The organism is Rhizobium sp. P28RR-XV (assembly GCF_012641385.1).
GTDB lineage: Bacteria > Pseudomonadota > Alphaproteobacteria > Rhizobiales > Rhizobiaceae > Rhizobium.
This window is the reverse complement of the sequence record NZ_JABAIG010000011.1, coordinates 331,564-354,801: the sequence shown is the minus strand read 5'-3', so window position 1 is coordinate 354,801 and position 23,238 is coordinate 331,564. Positions and strand designations below refer to the sequence as shown.

Sequence of the window (23,238 nt, the reverse complement as noted above, 5' to 3'; positions counted from 1 at the left end):
TGCGCTATCCGCGCCCACTGTTCGTCCCGAAGGATCAGACGATCCAAAACACCCATGACTGCCTCCAAAAGACAGTCTTGAATCTGATTTGCTCAGCCTTGGAAACCCAAGAGTCCACACCTCCTAGAGCGTGATGCCGAAAAGTGTAGGCGGTTTTCGGACGAAATCACGCCCTACTTCTTTGATTCTAGAGGCGGATGATTTTAGGTCGAACAGACCTAAAATCATCCGCCTCTAGCGGAGGCCTTATTTTCCGTCCGGCACCTTCACGATAACCGTTTCGTCCGGGCCGATGGACCTGCCGTCCCGTGCCCGGATGTCGAGCTGGACCGGCTGTCCGCTTGCTCGATCCACCAGCAGCGAATGTTCCTCGGCGGGGGCGAAGAGATGACGTTCGCCGAATTGGCGCAGCGCCACCATGACCGGGAAGAGATCCTTTCCCATCGCCGTCAGGCGATATTCCATGCGCGTGCTGCTGTCGCTCATGGGTACCAGCTCCAATATGCCGCTTGCGACAAGCGTCCGCAGACGGTCGGTGAGGATATTCTTGGCGATGCCGAGGCTTTTCTGAAATTCGCTGAACCGTCTCAGCCCGTCGAAGGCATCGCGGACGATCAGGAGGGACCACCAGTCGCCGATCACATCGAGCGACCGCGCGCTCGGGCAATAATCGCCTTTCAGGCTTTTCCGCGCGACCATTCGCTTAGCCTTCCCGGTGTTCTGTCTGCAAGAATGGTTGCATGATTAAACCAATAATGTTACTCGATCGATAGTTTCATTATTAAACCGAAGAATCGGGAGTTTTGCAATGACGATCGATCAGGACGCGCCGCCAGCCGGCGGCGCGAAGGATATTGCACGCCTTCGTCCGTCGCCGAAAGGCTCGCCAAGAACCGATGCGAACCTGTCTACAACGGAGGGCAATTCTCCGCTGGCGGGCGCCACGATTGTTCTGTTTGCCGTCGCGAGCGGCCTTGCCGTGGCGAATGCCTATTTCGCCCATCCGCTTCTCGATGTCATGGCCGATGACCTCAAGCTGTCGCGCACGGTTGCCGGCCTGATTGTCGGCGCGACGCAGCTCGGTTACGGGCTCGGCCTCATCCTGCTGGTGCCGCTTGGCGATTTGGTCGACCGGCGCAAGCTCATCATTGTGCAATCGTTGCTGAGTGTGGCCGCACTCATCTGTGTCGGCTTTTCCTCCAGCGCGGCCATGCTGCTCGCTTCCATGGCCGCGGTCGGCTTTCTGGCCGTGGTGACGCAGGCGCTGGTCGCCTATGCCGCGAGCCTGGCGCATCCCGCCGAACGCGGCCATGTCGTCGGCATGGTCACGAGCGGTATCGTGCTCGGCATCCTGCTGGCACGCAGCGTCGCGGGCACGCTGACCGATCTCTCCGGCTGGCGGACTGTCTATATCCTTTCCGCCGTGCTGACGCTGATGATCGCGCTTCTCCTCTGGCGGGCGCTGCCGCGACAGCAAAGGCCGAAGACCGGACTTTCCTATTTCGGTCTCATCCGCTCGCTGGCGACCCTGCTCGTCGAAGAACCGGTCCTGCGCATCCGCGCCGTCATCGCCATGCTGATCTTCGCCAATATCACCACGCTGCTCGCAGCGCTTGTGCTGCCGCTGACGGCACCGCCTTACTCCCTGTCCCACACCGAAGTCGGCCTGTTCGGCCTTACCGGCGCGGCGGGCGCGCTCGGTGCTACCAGGGCAGGGCGCTGGGCCGACCGCGGCCATGGCCAGCGCACCACGGGCATTGCGCTTGCGCTGATGTTGTTTGCCTGGCTACCGATCTCGCTGCTGGACCATTCGATCCTGTGGCTTATCATCGGCGTTCTCGTCATCGATTTCGGCCTGCAGGCGACGCACGTCACCAATCAAAGCATGATCTATCGTGTCAGGCCGGACGCGCAGAACAGGCTGACCGCCGCCTACATGGTCTTCTATTCCATCGGTAGCGCCGTGGGATCGTCGACATCGACGATCATCTATGCCCATGCGGGCTGGACGGGCGTCTGCATCTCCGGTGCCGCTATAAGCCTTGCGACACTTCTCTTTTGGGGGCTGACCTTGCGGGCAACCCCGAAGGTGGCGACGCAAAGCGTCGATCAGATCAGCATCTAGCTGTCCGGCAGAGATGCTGGGCTTAATTGCTCTTCCAATAGGGAAAGCACCGCCCGAATCCGAGGCGGAACCGGCCTGATCGCCGAATAGAGCGCATGCAGGTCAAATCCCGGCACGGTAAATTCTGGCAGCAGGCGGACGAGCCTGCCGCTCGCCAGATCTTCGGCGCAGACCGGCGCCTGCAAGACGCCGATGCCGGCGCCATCGAGCAAAAGGCTGTGCAGCGGCCGCCAATGGCTAGTGCTGAGAACAATGTCGATAGCGGCAAGTTCGGTCTGCCCGTCCGGGCCAATCAACAGAAGCCGCCCGCCGTTGAAGAGGCCAGAGACCCGCAGGAACGGATGGATGGCAAGATCGTCGAGCTTTGTCGGCGTTCCACGCTCCTCGAGATAGGCTGGTGACGCCACCAATACGCGGCCGACATGGCCGAGCTTGCGGGCGATGAAGCTGCCCTCGCCGAGATCGCCAAGGCGCAGCGAGATATCAACGCCTTCCGTGACGGGATCGACGATCCTGTCGTTGAGGATCAGCTCGATCTTCAGCAGCGGATGACGCTTGCGCATCTGCAGCAGAATCGAGGGCAGGATGACCTCGCCGATGCCATGCGGCGCTGCGATCCTGAGCGTGCCGCGTAGCGACTGGTTGCCGTTTGCGACGGTCAGGGCATCGTCGGCACTTTCCAGCACCTGTCTGCTGCGCTCGTAGAAGGCTGCGCCGACATCGGTGACGGAAAGCTTACGGGTGTTTCTGAGTAGCAGTGGGGCGCCGAGATATTGCTCTAGCCGATTAATCCGCTCGCTGACGGCTGGCTGACCCATGCCAAGATCGTGGGCGGCGGCCGACATGCTGCCCCTTTCCACCACCCTCACATAGACACGCATTGCTACCAACAGATCCATGAGCGCCAATATATCGGCTCAGCCGATAAATGTAAGTGGATGATGCTACCTACTCGGCAGGCCTACGATCGCCGAAAACGATGCGTGCCTCGGCACTCGATCGTCAATCACAGGTCAGGCTCATGAGCGATATCAGGCTTTACATGTTTCAATCGGGCATGCAGCGATGCAAGGTCCGCGACATCAGAATGAACCAGGGAAACGGTGAGGATTATGAAATCCCGGTTCCCTGGTTTCTGCTCACCCATCCGAAGGGCAATACCATTATCGATGGCGGGTTGGCGGCCGAGGGTCTTGCCGATCCGCGCGGCTATTGGGGCGATGTCGTCGACAGCTATCAACCCATGATGACAGAGGGGCAGGGATGCCTCGCGCAATTGGCTAAGCTCGGCATATCCCATGAAGAAATCCGCTTCGTTGCGTTGTCCCATCTGCATTCCGATCATAGCGGCGCCGTGGGCCGCTTCCCCAATGCGACCCACATCGTCCAGCGCCGCGAATATGAATATGCCTTCGCGCCGGACTGGTTCGCCGCCGGCGCCTATATTCGCCGTGATTTCGACCGCCCCGGCTTGAAATGGCACTTCCTGGAGGGCGCCGCGACCAATGGCTACGATCTCTATGGCGACGGCGCGCTGCGGATGATCTTTACGCCGGGCCACAGCGTCGGCCACCAATCCTTCCTCGTGCAGCTGTCGAACACGGGCACAATATTACTGACCATCGATGCCGCCTATACGCTCGATCACTGGAACGAAAAGGCGCTCCCCGGCCTCATGGCTTCCGCCGTCGACACGGTCCGATCAGTCGGCAAGCTGCGCGCCCTCGCGGGGCAGACTGATGCCATGGTGGTGACGGGCCATGATCCGGAAGTATGGCCTAGGTTTAGACAGGCTCCGGCCTATTACGATTGAAGGTGCAGCCGGTTTCGCCGTGAAAGGCAGCCAAGCTGGATGGCTTCGAGGATCCATGGAACGACAAGCGTGCGCATGCCTGTGTCACACACCTCTGTCCTAAAATTTGGGCAGCAGCGATCTGATCCGTTCGGCGTCATCGGGCGTTGCCGGATTGTAGACGACCATGCTGAGATCCGTCCGGCCGTCGACCGAAAAGGCCGAATATTCGAATGCAAGTGGACCGAGGACCGGATGGCGGATATGCTTGACGACTTCGGTATGCGTGCTGGGAACGTCGTTGTTGCGCCACATGGCCCTGAATTCCGGGCTGATGCGGCAAAGCTCCGCAACGAAGGGCTCGATCTGGGTTGCGGCACCTGCCCGAGCCGAGTCGACGCGGAATGCGCCCAGGGCGAAGCGCGCCACGCTTTCCCAGTCATATTGCGCGGCGCGGGCGCGTGGATTGAGGAAGATGTAGCGCAGGATGTTGCGCTCTTCCGGCGGCAGCGATCCATAATCTATCAGCATAATGGTCGCTGCTTTGTTCCAGGCGATGACGTCCCAGGTCGCGGTTCTGATGAGGGCGGGGCACGGGTCTAGGGCATCGAGCACGCGCTGCAGCCGCGGTGTCACGCCGTCATTCTTCCGGTAGCGCGCTTCGGGCGGACGGCCAAGGGCGAGCAGGAACAGGTGCTCGCGCTCCACCTCGGTCAGCATCAGTGCCCGGGCAATCCGGTCGAGCACATCGGCCGAGGGCGCACCGCCGCGCCCCTGTTCCAGCCATGTGTACCATGTCGGGCTGATATTGGCGCGCTGCGCCACTTCCTCCCGCCGCAGCCCCGGCGTACGCCGCCGTTCCCCAGCAAAGCCGAGGGCCAATGGATCAAGTTTCGCCCGCCGGTCCCTCAGATAGGTCCCGAGCAGGTTTTCGGTGTCGATGAGGTCGGTCATCCTGTTAGTGCTTTTACTATGATAAGATCACTACTTTACCAGAATAACCGATGGGTCCAGATTTGTCTCCGACTAAATAAGGAGACTGTGCTTATGCGTGTTTTTGTCACCGGCGCGACCGGAAACATCGGCTCGAATGTCGTGAGGGAGTTGATAGCCGCGGGCCATCAGGTGCTCGGGCTTTCCCGCTCAAAGGAAAAGGCGGTAGCGCTTGCCGCCGCCGGCGCCGAAGTCCTTCATGGTACGATCGAAGATCCGGAAATCCTGAAAAGCGGCGCCTCGCAATCGGACGGCGTCATCCATCTCGCTTTCAACCACGACTTCTCGAGATTCGCCCAGAATTGCGAGGATGACCGCCGCGTCATCGCAACGCTCGCCTCGGCGCTTGCCGGTTCGGCCCGGCTGCTGGTCATCACCTCTGGCACGCCCATCGCCAATACCGTGGCGGATGAGCCTGCCAGGGAAGACAATGCGATCGTCGGTTCCGACACGCATCCGCGTGCGGCGTCTGAGGAAGCCGCGATCCTCGCAAGCGAGATGGGCGTCAATGTCTCGGTCGTGCGTCTCCCGCAGGTGCATGATCCGGTCAGCCAGGGTCTCATCACTCCCTTGATCGAGATATACCGGCAAAAGGACGCCTGCGCCTATATCGGAGATGGGCTCAATCGCTGGCCGGCCGCGCATTTTTCGGATGTCGCCCGCCTTTATCGCCTCGTCGTCGAACGCGCCGAACCGAATGCCAGATACCATGCCGTCGCCGAGGAAGGCGTGCCGATGCGCGATATCGCCGAGACGATCGGCCGGCGTCTGAACCTGCCGGTCAAATCCGTCGACAGGGAGGAGGCCCAGGAGTATTTCGGCTGGCTCTCCATGTTCGCCACGCGCGACATGCCCGCCTCCAGCGCCAAGACGCGGCAGAAGCTCGGCTGGGAGCCAACCGGTCCGAAGCTGCTCGACGATCTTGCTCAGCTGCGGGTTCCTGGCATGTGATGCCTGCGCAGCACCCGATCTGCAGCTGTTCCAAAGGCCCGGCCGGCTCTGTCGTCCGGGCCTTGATCGATCGCAGGCTATGTCCCGAGGGATTCTTACGGCGTCAGATGTAGGGCGTCCCCGCAAGTGCGGCGCTGACGCCGGCAAAGCCGCGCTCCATAATGCTCACCAAAGCCGTCTCGGGCTTTCCGTTCCCGCGAAAGATGCGAAGCGCTTCGCTGTAGGCGACCACCAGTGTCGCCATCAGCATCGCTCCCGCCAGACGCGCGTTGGGATCGGCGTGCGCTCGCCCCACCGTGTCGGACAGCATCCCCGAGAGATCATCGGCGAGCGTCACCTGCAGCGCGCGCGCATGCGCCGTCAGTGCCGGGCTATCCGCGACCATGCGCCAGAACTGGATGGGCCGCTCGGTGATCCTGAACAGCGGATGTTGCGTCTCCACCAGCATGCGCATCAATGCCTGGAAGGCGCCGATCGGCGACTGCTGGCGGCGATCTGCGAGTGCTTTCCGCACGAGATCCCGCACTTCGTCTTCGCGATCGAAAACGAGATCCTCCTTGCGGCGGAAGTAGTTGAACACCGTTTTCCTGGCGACGTCAGCCTCGTGGGCGATATCGGCCACGGAAATTTTGTCGAAGCCATGTTCGACGAACAGGCGGGTTGCAGTGTCGGAGATCGCCTGACGCGTCGCCTCCTTCTTACGGTCTCGGAGTTTGATTCGATTTGACATAAAAATATTTATACCATAAGTAAATTTATACCGGGTGTAAAAATCGTGCGGTGATATGGAAACCGGTGAAATCGGCGCAGGCTGGATGAGATCGTTCCTGCGGCCGACCATCGCGCTTGCCCGAATACGGGTGGCCTCTCTGAACGAAGCGCACCGGCTGACGACAATCGAGGCCGGGATGCCGGCTGCGTTCGAAGTGCCTTTGCTTGAGGAATTCTGCCTTGAAATATGACGTCCTGATTGCCGGAGGCGGACCTGTCGGCGTGTTTCTGGCCTGCGAGCTGCGCCTGGCAGATCTCTCGGTGCTGGTGCTGGAGCAAGCCGAAGAACCGCGCTCGCCCTTGAAGCGCCTTCCGTTCGGCATGCGCGGCCTTTCGGCGCCCACCATCGACGCACTTTATCGCCGCAACCTGCTGAACGACATCGCGGCGGCACAACCCGCCAAGGATAGATCAGGCGGCAGCGGCGCGCCGTCCGCCGCGCATTGGATGCAGCAGCAGCGTCGGCCGGGCGGCCATTTCGCCGGCATCCAGTTCTTTCACGACACCATCGATACCTCGAAGTGGCAATACCGTCTGCCAAGTCCGGCCGGCACCAGCATGATGGTCGAGATGGAGGCTCTTGAAGCCGTCCTGGCCGCGCGTGCGGGCGTCGAGATCAGGCGCGGCCTCGGCGTCGAGGACCTCGATCAGTCCGATGAGGGGGTCGTTGTCCGCGCTGGAGGTGAGATTTTTCACGGATCCTGGCTCGTCGGCTGCGATGGCGGCCGCAGCACCGTTCGCAAGGTTGGCGGCTTCGAATTCGCCGGCACCGACCCCGAGTTCACCGGCTATTCCGCCGAAATCGAGATGGCGGAGCCGGACAAGCTTCGTTCCGGCCGGCATTACACGGCAACGGGCATGTACACCTATTCGCCGCCCGGAACGATCTCGATGGTCGATTTCGATGGAGGCGCTTTCCACCGGACCCAGCCGATCACGCTCGATCATGTGCAGGCCGTGCTGCGCCGCATCTCCTGCACCGACGTCACCGTGACGACGCTCAGGCTTGCCACCACATGGACGGATCGGGCTTATCAGGCGACCACTTACCGTAAAGGGCGCATATTGCTTGCCGGCGACGCGGCGCACATCCATTCCCCGCTCGGCGGCCAGGGCCTCAACCTCGGACTCGGCGATGCGATGAACCTTGGATGGAAGCTTGCCGCCACCATCCGAGGCGAAGCGCCGGACGGCCTGCTGGACAGCTATTCGAGCGAGCGCCATCCGATCGGGGCGCAAGTCCTCGACTGGTCGCGCGCGCAGGTCGGGCTCATGCGGCCAAGCCGGAGTTCGCGCGCCCTCGAAGCCATCATCCGCGATCTGATGGACACACGTGATGGCGCGACCTATTTCGCCGAACGCGTATGGGGCGTTTCCCTCCGCTATGATCTTGGCGGCAGCCACCCGCTCGTCGGCCGCAGCGCGCCCGATTTCGAATTGGCCGACGGCAGGAAGCTTGGTGATCTCCTGAGAGCGGGCAGGGGCCTGCTGCTGGACTTCGATGCCGGCGCACCGCTTGCAGCGATTGCGAGCCGCTGGGGCGACCGGGTAGGCTATGTCGCCGGCAAAGCCAAGGATCAGTTGGGCTTGAGCGCTCTGCTGATACGGCCCGACGGCATCGTCGCCTGGGCCGGCGAAGCCGCTCCCAACCCAGAAGATATCGCCCACGCGGCGTTGCAATGGTTCGGCGAGCCCGGCAAGGCGCGCGGCGCTGCCTGAGACGGATGGCGTTTCATTGAAGCATAGGACAAGGCCGTGCGGCTCACAGAGGTAGTCATGGCCCAATGGTGTGCGAGCGAGCGAGCATTCGGAGCATGGCGCGATGGAACTCCGTCTGTTCCCCCGCGCCGGCCCATTCTTTTGTCGGATGCTTGAAGATCTCTTCATGCCAATCATGCGCGTGAAGAAGATGGCCGGTTCCATCTCGGTCCGACAGCCAAGAGTTAGCTTGACAGATTTTCTTGAGCGGATATTCTAGAACAGTTGCTTAAGAAAGGACTGCCCATGGGCCGAACCCGATCCTACGACGAAGGCGCCGTATTGAGCGGCGCGATGCAAGCCTTCCGGCGCAAGGGTTATCGGGGGGCGTCCATTCGCGATCTGGAAGACGCGACCGGGCTCAAGGTCGGCAGCATCTACCACAGCTTCGACGATAAGGCGGCACTCTTCGACGCCGCCTTCGCTCGCTACAATCGCATCGTCTTGCGCGGGCGGATCGAGCGTTTTGCTCCGGCGGAGTCGGGGTTGGATGGGCTCCGGGCGCTCTTTGTCTCGCTGCTCCATGAGCCGAATGACGAAAGCCTCGGCTGTCTCATCACCAATTCCGCCGTTGAGCTCGGCGGAGAAGGACCTCCGCATCGCTGCATCGTCGAGGGACTTCACATACTGACGGAGACGTTTGCGGAGCGGCTCGCGTCGTCACAGCGGCGGGGGAAATTCCGCGCCGACAAGAGCCCCGAATCCACAGCTCTGAGGCTGCTGACCCTTTATCAGGGCATTCTTGTCCTGGTCCGCGCTGGCCATGACAGGCGGGCGCTCGAAGTTCTCATCCAGGACGAGTTCAACAGCTTGGAGGCCCCGCATGACCCTCGATGACCTCTGGAAGCGGTATTCCGCGATCTGGTCGCTTTCCGACGCTGCCGAGCGAGGCACCGAGCTTTCCGTCTGCCTCGCTGACGAAGCCACCTATTGCGATCCGAACGGCCTGCTGATCGGCCGTGACGCGCTATTAGGCTACATGGCGCAGTTCCAGGCGAGCGTGCCCGGCGGGCAATTTAATATCCGCTCCATCCTCCATCACCACGACCGTTCTCTCGCCCAATGGGCGCTGACCGGCGCTAACGGGTCCGTTCTCCAGATGGGAACCAGCTTTGGCGCGATCAGCGATGATGGAAGGCTACTGGCGATCAGCGGCTTCTTCCATCCAGCGAATGGCAGCATCGCGGCATGAACAAGGTGACGACTCGCGATTTGGCTCTGGATCTTGCCACGCGCATTGAAGGCTTGGGTGCAATCAGTGTCAGGCGCTTCTTTGGCGGGACGGCCTTGATCGCGGATGGCATCCAGTTTGGATTCGTCATGAAGGGATCATTCTATCTTCGCGTCGATGATGCGAGCCGTACCAGGTTCGAAGCGTTGGGAATGAATCCGTTCAGTTACCCTGGCAGGGGCAAGACGGTGACTGTATCAAGCTACTACGCAGCTCCAGACGATGTTTTTGACGATAACGAGCAGCTTCGGGAATGGGCGGCGGACGCCTATCAGGCCGCTTTGGGCGCCATCCACAAAATCTCACGAGCTACGGAAACGGGAGTGTAGGATGGCGGACAAGGTGGGATTCGAACCCACGGTACGCTTTCACGCACACACGCGTTCCAGGCGTGCGCCTTAAACCACTCGGCCACCTGTCCATCTGCACTTTCGCATCCGATAAAGGAGCTATTGTGGGAACGGCGCGTTATATACCGATGAATTTTCTAGGATCAACCCGAATCTGACAGTTTTTTGACTTCTGGACAAAAAACTCTGCGTCTCATCCCCATTGCGCTTATTTCGCGCTCCACTTATCTAAAGAAATAGATGAGGCGGCGTAAGACCGGTCGGCTCGAAAAGGCCGGGCGGAGTTGAGTATCCGGAGGAGTTCATGCGTTTCCTGTTACGTTTTGCCAGCCTTGTCGCGCTGGTGGTGGCGGTTATCGCCGGCACCATCGATTCCATTCAATCCGTTGCTGCCTCCGCCGTGGTGCTGACCCCCATGGGCGATGCGTGGAATGATGTCAGCCCGTCGTCGCTGGCAAGCGTTCGCTCGGCGATTGCCTATTACGTTCATCCCCGCCTCTACGACATGGCGATGCAATGGCTGCTGTTTCAGCCGGCTTTCGCCGTCTTCCTGGTCCTGTCGCTGCTGCTATGGATGGTCGCCTACAAGCGCCAGCCGGCAGCCGGACGCTTCAGCGCATGATGGGATTGCGGGTCGGCCTTCGGCCTGTGCCATTCCGGGAATTTCAGCATCGTCGGAGGTTATCGGGCAACGGGCCTTTTGCAACGCTGCGGGGAGGAAAGCCAGCGATTGGGCAGCGCCGATCCGCTACCTTTCTGACCAATAAAATTGCAGTTTCAGGCCGAAATTGTTTAAAAAACGGCTTGTTAGAATGGGTTTTCGGCAATTCCCACAAATCTTTACCAACTGAAAAATTTCTCGTGAATTTTTCGTGCAGCCATGCAAGGATGCGCGCCAGCTTGGCCTCGGGGGAGGCCAGCAGTTCCGCAGACTTGCCCGGTTAACGGGCTTGCGGGAGGACCCAACAAGATAGAAACAATAGGGCTGCAACTCATGAAAAAATCCCTTTTGACCCTTTTCGCCTTGGCTGCCATGTCGGCAACGGCGCTTGCGGCCGATATCAAGCCGGCAATCGTTTATGGAACCGGCGGCAAGTTCGACAAGTCCTTCAACGAGGCTGCCTATAACGGCGCCGAAAAGTTCAAGAAGGAAACCGGTATCGCTTATCGCGACTTCGAGCCGACGGGCGACACCCAGGGCGAACAGGCGCTGCGCAACTTCGCCAGCAAGGGCTTCAACCCGGTCATCGCCGTCTCCTTCGCCTGGACCTCCGCGCTTCAGAAGGTCGCCGCCGAATATCCGAAGACCCAATTCGTCCTAATCGACGACAGCCTCGACCTGCCGAACGTCCGCTCGGTCAAGTTCAAGGAAAACGAAGGCTCCTATCTCGCTGGCGTCATGGCCGCCATGGCTTCGAAGACCGGCAAGGTCGGTTTCGTCGGCGGCATGGATATCCCGCTGATCCGCAAGTTCGAGTGTGGCTATGAGCTGGGCGCCCGCGCCGCCAACGCAAAGATCGAAGTCTTCCAGAACATGACCGGCACGACGGGTGCGGCCTGGAACGACCCGGTTCGCGGCGGCGAGCTCACCAAGAACCAGATCGACCAGGGCGCCGACGTTGTTTACGCCGCCGCCGGTGCGACGGGTCTCGGCGTGCTGCAGACGGCTGCCGACAACAAGAAGCTCTCGATCGGTGTCGACAGCAACCAGAACTACCTGCATCCGGGCTCCGTTCTGACCTCCGTCGTCAAGCGCGTCGATCTCGCGGTCTACAATGCCTTCAGCGATTCCAAGAACGGCAAGTTCACGCCCGGCACCCAGGAGCTCGGCCTGAAGGAAGACGGCGTGACCGTTGCAATCGACGACAACAATAAGCCGCTCGTCACTCCGGAGATGCAGGCTGCCATCGACAAGGCCCGTGCTGGCATCGTCGATGGTACCATCAAGGTCCACGACTACACGACCGACAACGCCTGCCCGAAGAGCTGATATGAAACAAGGGCGTATGACGTAGCAAACCGTCATACGCCCTTTTCTTATCCGGAATCCGGTTTCTGGAGCCCCAATAGTGAGCGAAACGCCTGCCATCGAACTCGTGGGCATCGACAAAAAGTTCGGTGCCGTTCACGCAAACAAAGATATTAACCTGACCGTTGCCAAAGGCTCGATCCACGGGATCATTGGCGAGAACGGTGCCGGGAAATCGACACTGATGTCGATCATCTACGGTTTTTATCACGCCGACGCCGGGGAGATCCGCGTCAACGGCACGCCGATCGCGATCCGCGACAGCCAGACGGCGATATCGGTCGGCATCGGCATGGTGCACCAGCACTTCATGCTGGTCGATAATTTCACCGTCCTCGAAAACGTCATGCTGGGCGCGGAAGGCGGAGCGCTGCTTGCCAGGGGCGTCGCCGCCACCCGCGCCGAGCTTGACCGGCTGGAGAAGGACTATGGGCTGGAGGTCGATCCGGACGCGGTGATCGAAGAGCTGCCCGTCGGCCAGCAGCAGCGTGTCGAGATCCTGAAGGCGATGTATCGCGGCGCCGAGATCCTCATCCTCGATGAGCCCACCGGCGTTCTGACGCCCGCCGAGGCCGACAATCTGTTCCGCATTCTTCGCGTGCTGCGCGACCAGGGCAAGACGATCATCCTCATCACCCATAAGCTGCGCGAAATCATGGCGATTACCGATACGGTATCCGTCATGCGCCGCGGCGAGATGGTTGCCACCCGCAAGACGACGGAAACCACCGTCGAGGAACTGGCCGAATTGATGGTTGGCCGCCGTGTACTGCTGCGCGTCGAAAAAGGCGCTGCCAATCCGGGCGATGTCCTGCTTTCCGTGCGCAACCTCACAGTCAAGGACGGCCGTGGCGTCACCATGGTCGACGATGTCTCCTTCGATGTCCGCGCCGGCGAGATCGTCGGCATTGCCGGCGTCGCCGGAAACGGCCAGTCCGAGTTGCTGGAAGCGATCGCCGGCATCCGCAAGCCGGCCTCCGGCGAGATCTACCTGCATGGCAAGCCGATCGGCACGGCCGATCCGGCGGTGCTTCGCGATCTTGGCCTTGCCCATATTCCCGAGGATCGCCATCACATGGGCCTCGTCCTCAAGTTCGAGGAATATGAGAATTCGATGCTCGGCTATCACCGCGACGTCAAATATGGGCGCGGCGGCATGCTCGATCTCGATGCCATGCGCAAGGATGCCATCGAGAAGATCGAGAAATACGATATTCGCCCTCCGAATGCGCGGCTGAAGACCGCGAATTTCTCCGGCGGCAACCAGCAGAAGATCGTCGTCGCCCGTGAGATCGAGCGCGATCCGAAGGCTCTGCTGATCGGTCAGCCGACGCGCGGCGTCGATATCGGCGCCATCGAATTCATCCATCGCCGCATCATCGAGATGCGCGATGCCGGCAAGGCGATCCTGCTTGTGTCGGTGGAGCTGGATGAGATCCGTGCGCTTTCGGACCGTATCCTCGTCATGTTCGCCGGCCATATCGTCGGTGAGAAGTCGGCTGAAGCCGGTGAACAAACGCTCGGCCTGATGATGGCCGGCATTGCCGCGTGAGGCGTATATGAGCACGGCTTCTGTTCCACTCCCCAATTGGATCAACTATGGTCTGATCCCCATTCTCAACCTGATCGTCGCCTTCCTGATATCGGGCCTCGTCGTCTGGTTCATCGGTGAGAGCCCGCTCGATGCGCTTGTCCTGCTCCTGCAGGGTGCGCTCGGCAGTGGCGAGGGCATCGGCTTCACCCTCTATTATGCAACGAGCTTCATCTTCACCGGCCTTTCTGTCGCCGTGGCCATCCATGCCGGCCTGTTCAACATCGGCTCGGAAGGCCAGGCCTATGTCGGCGGTCTCGGCTGCGCCCTCGTGGCGCTGGCGCTCGATAAATACGTGCCCTGGTATGTGACCATGCCGTTCGCGGTCATCGGTGCGGCGATCTTCGGTGCTCTCTGGGCCTTCATCCCGGCCTGGCTGCAGGCCAAGCGCGGCAGCCACGTCGTCATTACGACAATCATGTTCAACTTCATCGCATCGGCGATGATGAACTTCCTGCTGGTGCATGTGCTGATCGTGCCGGGCAAGATGGCGCCTGAAACCCGCACCTTCCTGGCGGGCGGTCAGCTGCCCAAGCTCGATTGGCTGATGGGCATTTTCGGCTCAACCATCGGTGCCGCTCCGCTCAACGTGTCCTTCCTGATCGCGCTGGTCATGTGCTTCCTCGTCTGGGTGCTCGTCTGGCGCACCAAGCTCGGCTATGAAATGCGCACGCTGGGCTTGAGCCCGACGGCCGCGGTTTATGCCGGCATTCCCTATGCCCGCACGGTCATCATCGCCATGCTGATTTCCGGCGGCCTTGCCGGCATGATGGCGCTCAATCCCGTCATGGGCGCATCCGCTCGCCTGCAGGTGGAGTTCGTGCTCGGCGCAGGCTTCGTCGGCATCGCCGTGTCGCTGATGGGACGCAACCATCCGCTAGGCATCATCCTGGCGGCGATCCTGTTCGGCATTCTCTATCAGGGCGGCGACGCGCTTTCGTTCGATATGCCCAACATCACGCGTGACATGATCGTGGTCATCCAGGGCCTTGTCATCCTGTTCGCCGGCGCCCTCGAATATATGTTCCGGCCGACACTCGTGCGCATCTACCAACAATTCGCGAGGGCGTGAGGATCAGATAATGGCATATTACGATCTCCTCATCAGCATTCTTGGCTCGACCATCCGCCTGTCGATTCCGCTGATCTTCACCGCGCTCGCGGGCCTCTTTTCCGAGCGTGCCGGCATCTTCGATATCGGTCTCGAAGGCAAGATGCTGGCTTCCGCCTTCGCAGCCGCCTGCGTCGCCTCGATCAGCGGCTCACCCTGGGCTGGTCTCGGCGCCGGTATCGTCATCTCGGTGATCTTCGGTCTGCTGCATGGTTTCGCATCGATCACCAACCGCGGCAACCAGATCGTCTCGGGTGTCGCGATCAACTTTCTGACGGCCGGCTTGACCATCGTTCTCGGTCAGGCCTGGTTCGGGCAGGGCGGCCGTACGCCGACTTTGCCCGGAACGGCCCGTTTTTCCAGCATCACCCTACCGGGTGTCGATGCCATCCGCGGTGTTCCGTTCATCGGGCCGCTCTATGCCAATGTCATCTCCGGCAACAATATCCTCACCTATCTCGCCTTTCTCGCCGTACCGATTTCCTGGTGGATCCTCTATCGCACCCGCTTCGGTCTGCGGCTGCGCGCCGTCGGTGAAAATCCCGGTGCGGTCGATACCGCCGGCATCTCGGTCGAATGGCTGCGTTATCGCTCGCTGATCGTCGCCGGCATTCTCTGCGGCTTCTCCGGCACCTATCTCGCCATCGCCCAGTCGGCCGCCTTCATCAACAACATGTCGGCCGGCAAGGGCTACATCGCGCTCGCCGCGCTGATCTTCGCCAAGTGGAAGCCGGTGCCGGTCATGTTCACCTGCCTGCTTTTCGGCTTTCTCGATGCCTTCGCCAATTTCATGCAGGGCAAGGCGGTTCCGGGTATCGGCGAGGTGCCGGTGCAGATTTTCCAGGCGCTGCCCTATATCCTCACCTGCATCCTGCTTGCAGGCTTTATTGGCGTCGCCAAACCTCCGAAGGCCGGCGGCGTGCCCTATACCAAGGAGCGCTAAACCATGTCGCATGATCTGTTCGAGGCCGCGCGCGGAGCGATGGCTTTCGCCCATGCTCCCTATTCGAAGTTTCCCGTCGGCGCGGCGATCCGCGCCGAGGACGGCAAGATCTATACCGGCGCCAATATCGAGAACCTGTCCTTCCCGCAAGGCTGGTGCGCTGAGCCGACGGCGATCGGCCAGATGATCATGGGCGGCGCCAAGAAGATCGTCGAGATCGCCATCGTCGCCGAGAAGCTGCCGCTCTGCCCGCCCTGCGGCGGCTGCCGGCAGAAGATCGCGGAATTTGCCAGCAAGGAGACACGCATCTATCTTTGCGACGAAACCGGCGTGAGGAAGACCATGACCATGGACGAGATGCTCCCCTTCAGCTTCGAAACTGAGGTGCTCGGATGAGCGCGGCCGTCGACATCCTCACCGAAAAGCTCGGCGAGCTGAAGCCGCGCTACGGCATCATCCTGGGCTCCGGCCTGGGCTCTCTCGTCGATCAGGTCAGTGATCCCCTGCGCGTCGCCTATGCCGATCTTCCCGGCTTTCCGGTCAGCGCCGTCTCCGGCCATGCCGGCACGCTGGTTGCGGGCAAGCTTGGTGATGTCCCGGTCATCATGCTGTCCGGCCGGGTGCATTACTACGAGAAGGGCGATGCCAATGCCATGCGCGAACCGATCGAGGCCCTGAAGGCCCTCGGCGTCGACACGCTGATCCTGACGAATTCCGCCGGATCGCTGCGGGAGGAAATGCCGCCCGGATCGGTGATGCAGATCACTGACCACATCAACTATTCCGGCATGAACCCGCTAATCGGCGAGGAAAGCGACAGGCGCTTCGTCGGCATGACCAGCGCCTATGATACCGACCTTATCATGCGCATGCGCAAGGCGGCGGAAAAGGCCGAGGTCAAGCTGTCGCACGGCGTCTATATGTGGTTTTCCGGACCGAGCTTCGAAACCCCGGCGGAAATTCGCATGGCACGCATCCTTGGCGCCGATGCCGTCGGCATGTCGACCGTGCCGGAAGTCATTCTGGCGCGTCTTTTCGGCCTGAGGGTTGCCGCTGCCTCCGTCATCACTAACTATGGTGCTGGCATGACCGGTGGCGAACTCTCGCATGAAGAGACGAAGGACATGGCTCCGGTCGGCGGCGCGCGTCTTGCCGCCATTTTGAAAGAAATGATTGCGAGCGAAGGAGATCCACAATGACGGGCCATTCCCTCAGAGAAACGGCAGCCGTTGCGCTTTCCCTTCTCGACCTCACCAATCTCAAGGATGACTGCACGCCGGCACAGATTGAGACGCTGTGCGCCCGCGCGCAATCGCCCTATGGCAATACGGCCGCCATCTGCATTTGGCCGCGCTTCGTCGTCCAGGCGCGCGGCATTCTCGGAACCGATCACGTTGTGAAGATCGCAACGGTGGTGAACTTCCCGGCCGGCGATATGGAAGTGGCCGATGTTGCCGCCGAAGCGCGTGAGGCGATCGCCGACGGTGCCGACGAGATCGACCTTGTCATTCCCTATCGTGCCTTTCTGGCCGGCAACGAGCAGGCCGTTACCGATATGGTTGCGGCCGTGCGGGCCGAATGCCAGGGACCGGTTCTCCTGAAGACTATCCTCGAAACCGGCGAGCTCAAGGATACCGCGCTGATCCGGCGTGCCTCCGAACTTGCGATCGAGGCCGGCTCCGATTTCATCAAGACCTCGACGGGCAAGGTTGCCGTCAACGCGACGCTCGAGGCTGCCGACATCATGCTTAGGGCGATCCGCGCCAGCGGCCGCAAGGTCGGCTTCAAGCCTGCCGGCGGCATTGGTTCTGTTTCCGATGCGGCGCTGTATCTGAGCCTTGCCGAGACCATCATGGCGCCCGATTGGGCCATGCCCTCGACCTTCCGTTTCGGTGCGTCGGGCTTGCTCGACGATATCCTGAACGTATTGGCCGGCGGCGATTCCAAGGCAGCTGCGTCGGGCTATTGACCCATGATCCCGCAGGAAATCATCCGGCAGAAGCGTAACGGTGCGACCCTTTCGGCTGCCGATATCGACTCGTTCATCGGCGCGTTGGGGCGTGGCGAACTGGCCGAGAGCCAGATCGGTGCCTTTGCCATGGCCGTCTGGTTTCGCGGCATGACACGCGAGGAGACGGTGGCGCTGACGCTGGCCATGGCCCGCTCCGGCAATACTTTGTCTTGGGAAGGCATCGGCAGGCCGATTGCCGACAAGCATTCGACGGGCGGTGTCGGCGACAACGTCTCGCTGATGCTGGCGCCCATCGCGGCCGCCTGCGGTCTCGCCGTGCCGATGATTTCAGGCCGTGGGCTCGGTCATACCGGCGGCACCCTCGACAAGCTCGAATCCGTCCCCGGCTACGGGATCACGCCGGACGCGGCCCGCTTTCGCAAGGTGGTCGATGAGGTCGGCTGCGCCATCATTGGCCAGACCGGCGCGCTGGCGCCTGCCGACGGCAAGCTCTATGCAGTGCGCGATGTCACCGCGACCGTCGATTCCGTGCCGTTGATCACCGCCTCCATCCTGTCGAAGAAACTGGCGGCGGGACTGGAAACGCTGGTGCTTGACGTCAAGATCGGCAGCGGCGCCTTCATGACCTCGCGGGAGGAAGCCAAGACGCTGGCGCGTTCGCTGGTGGAGGTGGCAAATGGCGGCGGGGTCAAGACCTCGGCCCTGATCACCGACATGAACGAGCCTTTAGCCGATGCGGCCGGCAACGTGGTCGAGCTTCGCAATTGCCTGGATTTCCTGAAAGGCGACAAGGCAGGCACGCGGCTCGAAACCGTCGTTCTGGCCTTCGCATCTGAAATGCTGGTTCAGGCCGGCATCGCTGCGAACGCTGTCGATGCGCAGGGCAGGGCGCGGGAGGCATTGGCATCGGGTAAGGCCGCGGAAATCTTCGGCCGCATGGTGCATGCGCTCGGTGGCCCGGCGGATCTGCTTGAACACCCAGATCGCCATCTGGTGAGCGCGCCGGTACAGAAGCCGGTTCCGGCCGCGGCCGATGGGTGGCTCGGCGCCTGCGATGCGCGCGCAATCGGCATGAGCGTCATCGATCTCGGCGGCGGTCGCCGTCGTCCGCAGGACAAGATCGATCATCGCGTCGGCTTCAGCGACATCCTGCCGCTCGGCACGAGGGTAAGCAAAGGCGACCGTATCGCGACTGTTCACGCGGCGGACGAGGCAAGCGCGGAGAGGGCTGCTGCCGATCTCTCAGCCAATTATCGGCTCGCCGATACGGCGCCCGCTGCGTCGCCCGTTATCATTGGCAGGATCTGACGGACGGCGCGCAATGGAGATAATAGGACGGTTCCACAAGGGGCTCGGCGACTCTACTGCTTCAACAGCAAATTGCCGTTCTGGACTCCAAAGGAGTTCAGTTTCTTCATGAAGCTCATACCGATCAGCGTCGTACTCAGCGCGCTGTCTTTTGCCACCATGGCATCGACATCGCGAACGCGGATCGTGCCGATCTCCAGGCGGTCGAGTTTGACATGGGCGACCTTGGATGTGCCGTTCGCCGTTTGGATCGGGTAGCGATAGTCGAGATCGACGCTGCTGAAGCCGAGGCTACGCGCCGTACTTTCGTTCATCGCGACATAGGTTGCGCCGGTATCGATCAACCCGTGCACGGAGCGGCCGTTGATGGTGAAATCACCTTCATAATGGCCACCCGCATTGGCGCGCAACTGAACGCTGCCATAGGAAACGGGTGCCTCGGTCTTTGGCGGGGTGAGTGAAACCGCTTCGACCGGCGCCGGCTTTTCGGCGGGCTCGTTAAAGCTACTCACCAGCATCGGCACCTGGGTTGCCGCAACGGCAATAACACCGGCAAAGACGAGAACGCGAACGAGCATCGGCAAGGCCCCTCCTGCGGGCACTGCCATCTGTAGGCCAAATTCGCTGAAACGACGCTAAGGCAATCAGTAAAAAGCCCGGCAGTTGAGTAACTTCCGGGCTATACGGGGAGTATAATGTTGAACTTTACTTTGTGCCGTACATGCGGTCGCCGGCATCGCCGAGGCCGGGCACGATATAGCCCTTCTCATTCAGATGGCTGTCGATGGCGGCGGTGAAGACCGGCACATCCGGATGCGCGCTACGGAAATTGGCGATGCCTTCCGGAGCCGCCAGCAGGCAGAGGAAGCGGATATTATGCGCGCCGCGTTCCTTCAGCTTGTCGATCGCGGCAATCGAGGAATTACCGGTCGCCAGCATCGGATCGACGACGATGATCAGGCGTTCGGAGATGTCCTCGGGCGCCTTGAAGTAATATTCGACCGGCTGCAGCGTCTCGTGATCGCGGTAGACGCCGATATGCGAGACGCGCGCCGAAGGCACGAGATCGAGCATGCCTTCGAGCAGGCCGTTGCCAGCGCGCAGGATCGAGGCGAAGACCAGCTTCTTGCCCTCGAGGATCGGCGCATCCATCGGCTGCAGCGGTGTCTCGATGGTCTCGATCGTCAGTTCCAGGTCGCGCGTCACTTCGTAACAGAGCAGCGTCGAAATCTCGCGCAGCAACCGGCGGAAGCTTCCCGTCGACGTGTCCTTCTTGCGCATGATTGTGAGCTTGTGCTGCACAAGCGGGTGATCGATGACAGTGACGCCGTCCATGGTTTCAGCCTTCCAGTAATTCCGCGATATGAGATGGTTCTTTCACGGAAATCGCCTCTGGTGCAAGAAAATAGGGAAAAACTCCCGATATCATCCCCAAACTCATGCCGCGGACAACGGGCGGGCGCGCTCGATCCTCTCGCGCCCATGCGGAGAGTGCATGACCTCCCACAGGTCATTGCGCCGTTGTACGTTCAGCCAGAACTCCGGGCTATTGCCGAACACGCGAGCAAGGATGAGTGCCGTTGCAGCCGTCACGCCGCGGCGATTATTGCATAGTTCATTCACATGCTTGCGCTGGACGCCCATGGCCTCGGCCAACGCACTTTGCGTCAGACCCATGGGTTCCATGAACTCTTCGACCAATATCTCGCCGACACTTGCCGGCTTACGTTTTGTCATCAACATCGCAATTGCCCTACCGATAGCTATGGTCGGCCAGATAGATGTCCGCCGCTTCGCCACGGCCGCTATCCCATCGGAAGATAAGCCGCCATTGCTTGTTGACACGGACCGAGCGAAAACCCTCGAGATTGCCGCGCAATTTCTCGAAATGATTGCTGGGAGGTATCCGTAGATCTTGGTCCGTCACCGCATCGTCGATCATCTGAAGCTTGCGAAACAGGCGGCTATCCAGATCGGCCGGTATTTTCTTCGAGTGTACGTCTTCGACAAAAAAATCACGCAGCCAATCATCTCGAAAGCTTACGATCATACTTTGGCTCCCGGGATGGGCGAATGTACCGCTCTATGGTACACATTTCAATCCAGAGCGTTGATTATTTTAGCCTCGCCAACAACGTCGCCCGTGTCGCCTCGTCCACAAACGCCGCTTCGATCGCCGTGCGGGTCATGGCGTTGATTTCGCCGTCGCTGAAGCCAAAGGCTGACGACGCCAGCTCGTATTCGCGCTTCAGCGAGGTGTGGAAGAAGGGCGGATCATCGGAACTTATCGTCACCTTCACGCCGGCATCACGCAGCCTGCGCAGCGGATGCGACTGGAAATCCGGAAAGACATTCAGCGCGACGTTGGAACCGGGGCACACCTCCAGCACCGTGCCGAGATCGGCAAGGCGCCTCACAAGGTCCATATCCTCGATGGCGCGCACGCCATGGCCGATGCGATCAGGGCGCACCAGTTCGACGGCATCGGCAACGGAAAAGGAGCCGCAGACCTCGCCGGCATGGATGGTGATGCCGAGCCCCGCCTCGCGCGCGATGTCGAAGGCGCGGGCATAATCGGCGACGCGACCCATGCGCTCCTCGCCGGCCATGTTGAAGCCGGTGATCAGCGGATTGTCGCTTTGGGCCGCATATTCCGCCGCCTTCGCCACCCGCTCCGGGCCGAAGTGACGTTCGCCGGTGACGATGAGCCGCGCCTCGATGCCGGTCTTTGCCTTGGCGGCGCGGATGCCGGCCGAAACGCCGGCCATATAGGCATCGGCGCCGAGGCCGATGCGGTCGCCGTGATCGGGCGAGACGATGAGTTCGCTATAGATCGTGCCGATCTCGGCAAGCTCTTCCAGATAGGTTTCCGTCAGCAGCGCATAGTCTTCCTCGGTGCGGTAGACTTCGGAAACCTTGTCGTAGCAGACGAGAAACTCGGCAAAATCCTTCCAGAGATAAACGCCGTCCCTGAGGAAGGCGCTGGTATCGACGCCATATTTTTCTGCCTGTGCCAGCGTCAGCGCCGGCGGGGCAGCACCCTCCAGATGGCAGTGCAGCTCCACTTTCTTCAAATGCGATGTCAAAGGAAACTCCTCCCGTGCGGCCCGGCCGCAATGCCAAGATGACGCGCGACCGTCTCGCCGATATCGGCATAGGTCTGGCGGATGCCGATGGAGCGCGAGCGGATGCCTCGTCCGTAAGCCATGACAGGCACGCGTTCGCGCGTGTGATCGGTGCCGCGCCAGGTCGGGTCGCAACCATGGTCGGCCGTCAGCACGACGAGATCGCCGGCCTTGAGCTTCTCGTGCACCTCAGGCAGCCGTGCATCGAAGGCTTCGAGCGCTGCGGCATAGCCCGGCACGTCGCGGCGATGGCCGTAGACCATGTCGAAATCGACGAAATTGGTGAAGACCAGATCGCCGTCGGCAGCTTCGTCCATGGCCTTCAATGTCGCGTCCATCAGCGCCATGTTGCCATTGGCCTTGATGACCTTTGAAATACCCTGATGCGCGAAGATATCGCCGATCTTGCCGACGGCATGCACCGTGCGCTCGGCCTTGACGAGGCGATCGAGCAGCGTCGGCTCCGGCGGCGGCACGGAGAAGTCGCGGCGATTTCCGGTACGCTCGAATGTGGCCACGGTCTCCCCGACGAAGGGGCGGGCAATGACGCGGCCGATATTGTAGGAATCGAGCAGCGTGCGCACGATCGTGCAGAGGCCAATCAGCCGATCGAGCCCGAAGTGCTGCTCGTGCGCGGCGATCTGGAAGACGGAATCGGACGAGGTATAACAGATGGGTTTACCGCTGCGGATGTGTTCTTCGCCGAGCTTTGCAATGATATCCGTACCCGAGGCATGGCAATTGCCGAGAATGCCGGGCAGATCGGCCGCCTCGCAGATGGCTTTCACCAGTTCCGGCGGGAAGGCATCGCCTTCGGACGGAAAGTAACCCCAATCGAACATGACGGGCGTTCCGGCGATCTCCCAATGGCCCGACGGCGTATCCTTGCCGCGGGAGACTTCGCTCGCGCAGCCATAGAGACCATACAGCTTTTCCGGCAGCGGCATGCCGGCGGGATAGCTGCCCGTTGCCGCCTTGGCGATCTCCATGAGGCCGAGACCGGACATATTGGGCAGCACCAGCGGCCCCTGGCGCAAGCCTTCGCGGTCGGCAGCGCCCGCCGCGCAGAATTCGGCGATATGGCCGAGCGTATCCGCACCCTCGTCACCATAGCTTACCGCATCCGGGCCGCCGCCGACGCCGAAGGAATCCAGAACGAAGAGAAAGGCGCGCGCCATACATCACCCG

The 23,238-nt window shown here is 61.2% G+C and carries 27 protein-coding genes and 1 tRNA gene; 17 read left to right on the top strand and 11 right to left on the bottom strand.

Annotated elements, in window-relative coordinates; translation table 11 throughout:
- Positions 1-246: 246 nt before the first annotated feature.
- On the bottom strand, positions 247-699 hold the full coding sequence (locus HGP12_RS24695; RefSeq protein ID WP_168841428.1) for a helix-turn-helix domain-containing protein: 453 nt from the start codon (positions 697-699) through the stop codon (positions 247-249).
- Positions 700-808: 109 nt separating this feature from the next.
- Between HGP12_RS24695 and HGP12_RS24690 the strand changes: the two genes are divergently transcribed.
- Positions 809-2,125: an MFS transporter gene (locus HGP12_RS24690; RefSeq protein WP_168841427.1), complete on the top strand. Its 1,317-nt coding sequence runs from the start codon at positions 809-811 to the stop codon at positions 2,123-2,125.
- Here the strand turns inward: HGP12_RS24690 and HGP12_RS24685 are convergent.
- Positions 2,122-3,024: a LysR family transcriptional regulator gene (locus tag HGP12_RS24685; protein ID WP_168841426.1), complete on the bottom strand. Its 903-nt coding sequence runs from the start codon at positions 3,022-3,024 to the stop codon at positions 2,122-2,124. The two genes, HGP12_RS24690 and HGP12_RS24685, sit on opposite strands and share 4 nt — an antisense overlap.
- Before the next feature lie 122 nt (positions 3,025-3,146).
- On the opposite strand from HGP12_RS24685, the gene attM reads away from it, so the two are divergent.
- Positions 3,147-3,938, top strand: a complete 792-nt coding sequence (gene attM / locus HGP12_RS24680; RefSeq protein ID WP_205926610.1) for an N-acyl homoserine lactonase AttM — start codon at positions 3,147-3,149, stop codon at positions 3,936-3,938.
- Between the two features lie 99 nt (positions 3,939-4,037).
- On the opposite strand, the gene HGP12_RS24675 is transcribed toward attM, so the two are convergent.
- Positions 4,038-4,871, bottom strand: a complete 834-nt coding sequence (locus HGP12_RS24675) for a helix-turn-helix transcriptional regulator (protein WP_168841425.1) — start codon at positions 4,869-4,871, stop codon at positions 4,038-4,040.
- 93 nt (positions 4,872-4,964) lie between these two features.
- Between HGP12_RS24675 and HGP12_RS24670 the strand changes: the two genes are divergently transcribed.
- Positions 4,965-5,861: an SDR family oxidoreductase gene (locus tag HGP12_RS24670; RefSeq protein WP_168841424.1), complete on the top strand. Its 897-nt coding sequence runs from the start codon at positions 4,965-4,967 to the stop codon at positions 5,859-5,861.
- Between the two features lie 103 nt (positions 5,862-5,964).
- Here the strand turns inward: HGP12_RS24670 and HGP12_RS24665 are convergent, their stop codons facing one another.
- Positions 5,965-6,591, bottom strand: a complete 627-nt coding sequence (locus tag HGP12_RS24665) for a TetR/AcrR family transcriptional regulator (RefSeq protein ID WP_168841423.1) — start codon at positions 6,589-6,591, stop codon at positions 5,965-5,967.
- A gap of 55 nt (positions 6,592-6,646) precedes the next feature.
- Here HGP12_RS24665 and HGP12_RS24660 point away from each other — a divergent pair, with 55 nt between their 5' ends.
- The 5 genes from HGP12_RS24660 to HGP12_RS24640 all read left to right on the top strand — a co-directional run bounded on the left by HGP12_RS24660 (position 6,647) and on the right by HGP12_RS24640 (position 9,950).
- Positions 6,647-6,823: a hypothetical protein gene (locus HGP12_RS24660; protein ID WP_168841422.1), complete on the top strand. Its 177-nt coding sequence runs from the start codon at positions 6,647-6,649 to the stop codon at positions 6,821-6,823.
- Positions 6,813-8,351, top strand: a complete 1,539-nt coding sequence (locus tag HGP12_RS24655) for an FAD-dependent monooxygenase (protein ID WP_168841421.1) — start codon at positions 6,813-6,815, stop codon at positions 8,349-8,351. Before HGP12_RS24660 ends, HGP12_RS24655 begins: the two co-directional genes overlap by 11 nt.
- A gap of 285 nt (positions 8,352-8,636) precedes the next feature.
- Positions 8,637-9,227, top strand: coding sequence for a TetR/AcrR family transcriptional regulator (locus HGP12_RS24650; protein WP_168841420.1), 591 nt, complete (start codon positions 8,637-8,639; stop codon positions 9,225-9,227).
- Complete coding sequence (locus HGP12_RS24645; protein ID WP_168841419.1) at positions 9,214-9,582, top strand: nuclear transport factor 2 family protein; 369 nt, start codon at positions 9,214-9,216, stop codon at positions 9,580-9,582. Before HGP12_RS24650 ends, HGP12_RS24645 begins: the two co-directional genes overlap by 14 nt.
- Positions 9,579-9,950 carry a TfoX/Sxy family protein gene (locus tag HGP12_RS24640; protein ID WP_168841418.1) on the top strand — a complete coding sequence of 124 codons (372 nt, stop codon included), beginning with the start codon at positions 9,579-9,581 and terminating at the stop codon, positions 9,948-9,950. Before HGP12_RS24645 ends, HGP12_RS24640 begins: the two co-directional genes overlap by 4 nt.
- A gap of 2 nt (positions 9,951-9,952) precedes the next feature.
- On the opposite strand, the gene HGP12_RS24635 is transcribed toward HGP12_RS24640, so the two are convergent.
- Positions 9,953-10,042: transfer RNA gene (locus HGP12_RS24635), tRNA-Ser, on the bottom strand.
- Between the two features lie 233 nt (positions 10,043-10,275).
- Between HGP12_RS24635 and HGP12_RS24630 the strand changes: the two genes are divergently transcribed.
- The 9 genes from HGP12_RS24630 (at position 10,276) to deoA (ending at position 18,925) form a co-directional block, all read left to right on the top strand.
- On the top strand, positions 10,276-10,593 hold the full coding sequence (locus HGP12_RS24630; RefSeq protein ID WP_168841417.1) for a hypothetical protein: 318 nt from the start codon (positions 10,276-10,278) through the stop codon (positions 10,591-10,593).
- 372 nt (positions 10,594-10,965) lie between these two features.
- Positions 10,966-11,961: a BMP family protein gene (locus tag HGP12_RS24625; protein ID WP_168841416.1), complete on the top strand. Its 996-nt coding sequence runs from the start codon at positions 10,966-10,968 to the stop codon at positions 11,959-11,961.
- 79 nt (positions 11,962-12,040) lie between these two features.
- Entirely contained in the window at positions 12,041-13,552 is a 1,512-nt protein-coding gene (locus tag HGP12_RS24620; protein ID WP_168841415.1) for an ABC transporter ATP-binding protein, read from the top strand.
- Between the two features lie 7 nt (positions 13,553-13,559).
- Positions 13,560-14,663 carry an ABC transporter permease gene (locus HGP12_RS24615; RefSeq protein WP_168841414.1) on the top strand — a complete coding sequence of 368 codons (1,104 nt, stop codon included), beginning with the start codon at positions 13,560-13,562 and terminating at the stop codon, positions 14,661-14,663.
- A 10-nt stretch (positions 14,664-14,673) separates the two neighbouring features.
- On the top strand, positions 14,674-15,645 hold the full coding sequence (locus tag HGP12_RS24610) for an ABC transporter permease (RefSeq protein ID WP_168841413.1): 972 nt from the start codon (positions 14,674-14,676) through the stop codon (positions 15,643-15,645).
- 3 nt (positions 15,646-15,648) lie between these two features.
- On the top strand, positions 15,649-16,041 hold the full coding sequence (locus HGP12_RS24605; protein ID WP_168841412.1) for a cytidine deaminase: 393 nt from the start codon (positions 15,649-15,651) through the stop codon (positions 16,039-16,041).
- Positions 16,038-16,844, top strand: a complete 807-nt coding sequence (locus tag HGP12_RS24600; protein ID WP_168841411.1) for a purine-nucleoside phosphorylase — start codon at positions 16,038-16,040, stop codon at positions 16,842-16,844. Before HGP12_RS24605 ends, HGP12_RS24600 begins: the two co-directional genes overlap by 4 nt.
- Complete coding sequence (gene deoC, locus HGP12_RS24595) at positions 16,841-17,614, top strand: deoxyribose-phosphate aldolase (protein ID WP_168879633.1); 774 nt, start codon at positions 16,841-16,843, stop codon at positions 17,612-17,614. Before HGP12_RS24600 ends, deoC begins: the two co-directional genes overlap by 4 nt.
- A 3-nt stretch (positions 17,615-17,617) precedes the next feature.
- Positions 17,618-18,925: a thymidine phosphorylase gene (deoA, locus tag HGP12_RS24590; RefSeq protein ID WP_168841409.1), complete on the top strand. Its 1,308-nt coding sequence runs from the start codon at positions 17,618-17,620 to the stop codon at positions 18,923-18,925.
- Positions 18,926-18,978: 53 nt separating this feature from the next.
- Here the strand turns inward: deoA and HGP12_RS24585 are convergent, their stop codons facing one another.
- The 6 genes from HGP12_RS24585 to HGP12_RS24560 all read right to left on the bottom strand — a co-directional run bounded on the left by HGP12_RS24585 (position 18,979) and on the right by HGP12_RS24560 (position 23,228).
- Entirely contained in the window at positions 18,979-19,503 is a 525-nt protein-coding gene (locus HGP12_RS24585) for a TIGR02281 family clan AA aspartic protease (RefSeq protein WP_168841455.1), read from the bottom strand.
- 127 nt (positions 19,504-19,630) lie between these two features.
- Entirely contained in the window at positions 19,631-20,260 is a 630-nt protein-coding gene (gene upp, locus HGP12_RS24580; RefSeq protein WP_149632695.1) for a uracil phosphoribosyltransferase, read from the bottom strand.
- Between the two features lie 102 nt (positions 20,261-20,362).
- Positions 20,363-20,668 carry a HigA family addiction module antitoxin gene (locus HGP12_RS24575; protein ID WP_168841408.1) on the bottom strand — a complete coding sequence of 102 codons (306 nt, stop codon included), beginning with the start codon at positions 20,666-20,668 and terminating at the stop codon, positions 20,363-20,365.
- A gap of 10 nt (positions 20,669-20,678) precedes the next feature.
- The gene (locus HGP12_RS24570; RefSeq protein WP_168841407.1) at positions 20,679-20,975 is read right to left on the bottom strand and encodes a type II toxin-antitoxin system RelE/ParE family toxin; all 297 of its coding nucleotides are present in this window, start codon (positions 20,973-20,975) and stop codon (positions 20,679-20,681) included.
- A gap of 64 nt (positions 20,976-21,039) precedes the next feature.
- Entirely contained in the window at positions 21,040-22,011 is a 972-nt protein-coding gene (locus tag HGP12_RS24565; RefSeq protein ID WP_168841406.1) for an adenosine deaminase, read from the bottom strand.
- Positions 22,008-23,228 (bottom strand): phosphopentomutase, encoded by a 1,221-nt coding sequence (locus tag HGP12_RS24560; RefSeq protein ID WP_168841405.1) that lies wholly within the window; start codon positions 23,226-23,228, stop codon positions 22,008-22,010. The genes HGP12_RS24565 and HGP12_RS24560 overlap by 4 nt, the downstream gene beginning before the upstream one ends.
- Positions 23,229-23,238 lie beyond the last annotated feature (10 nt).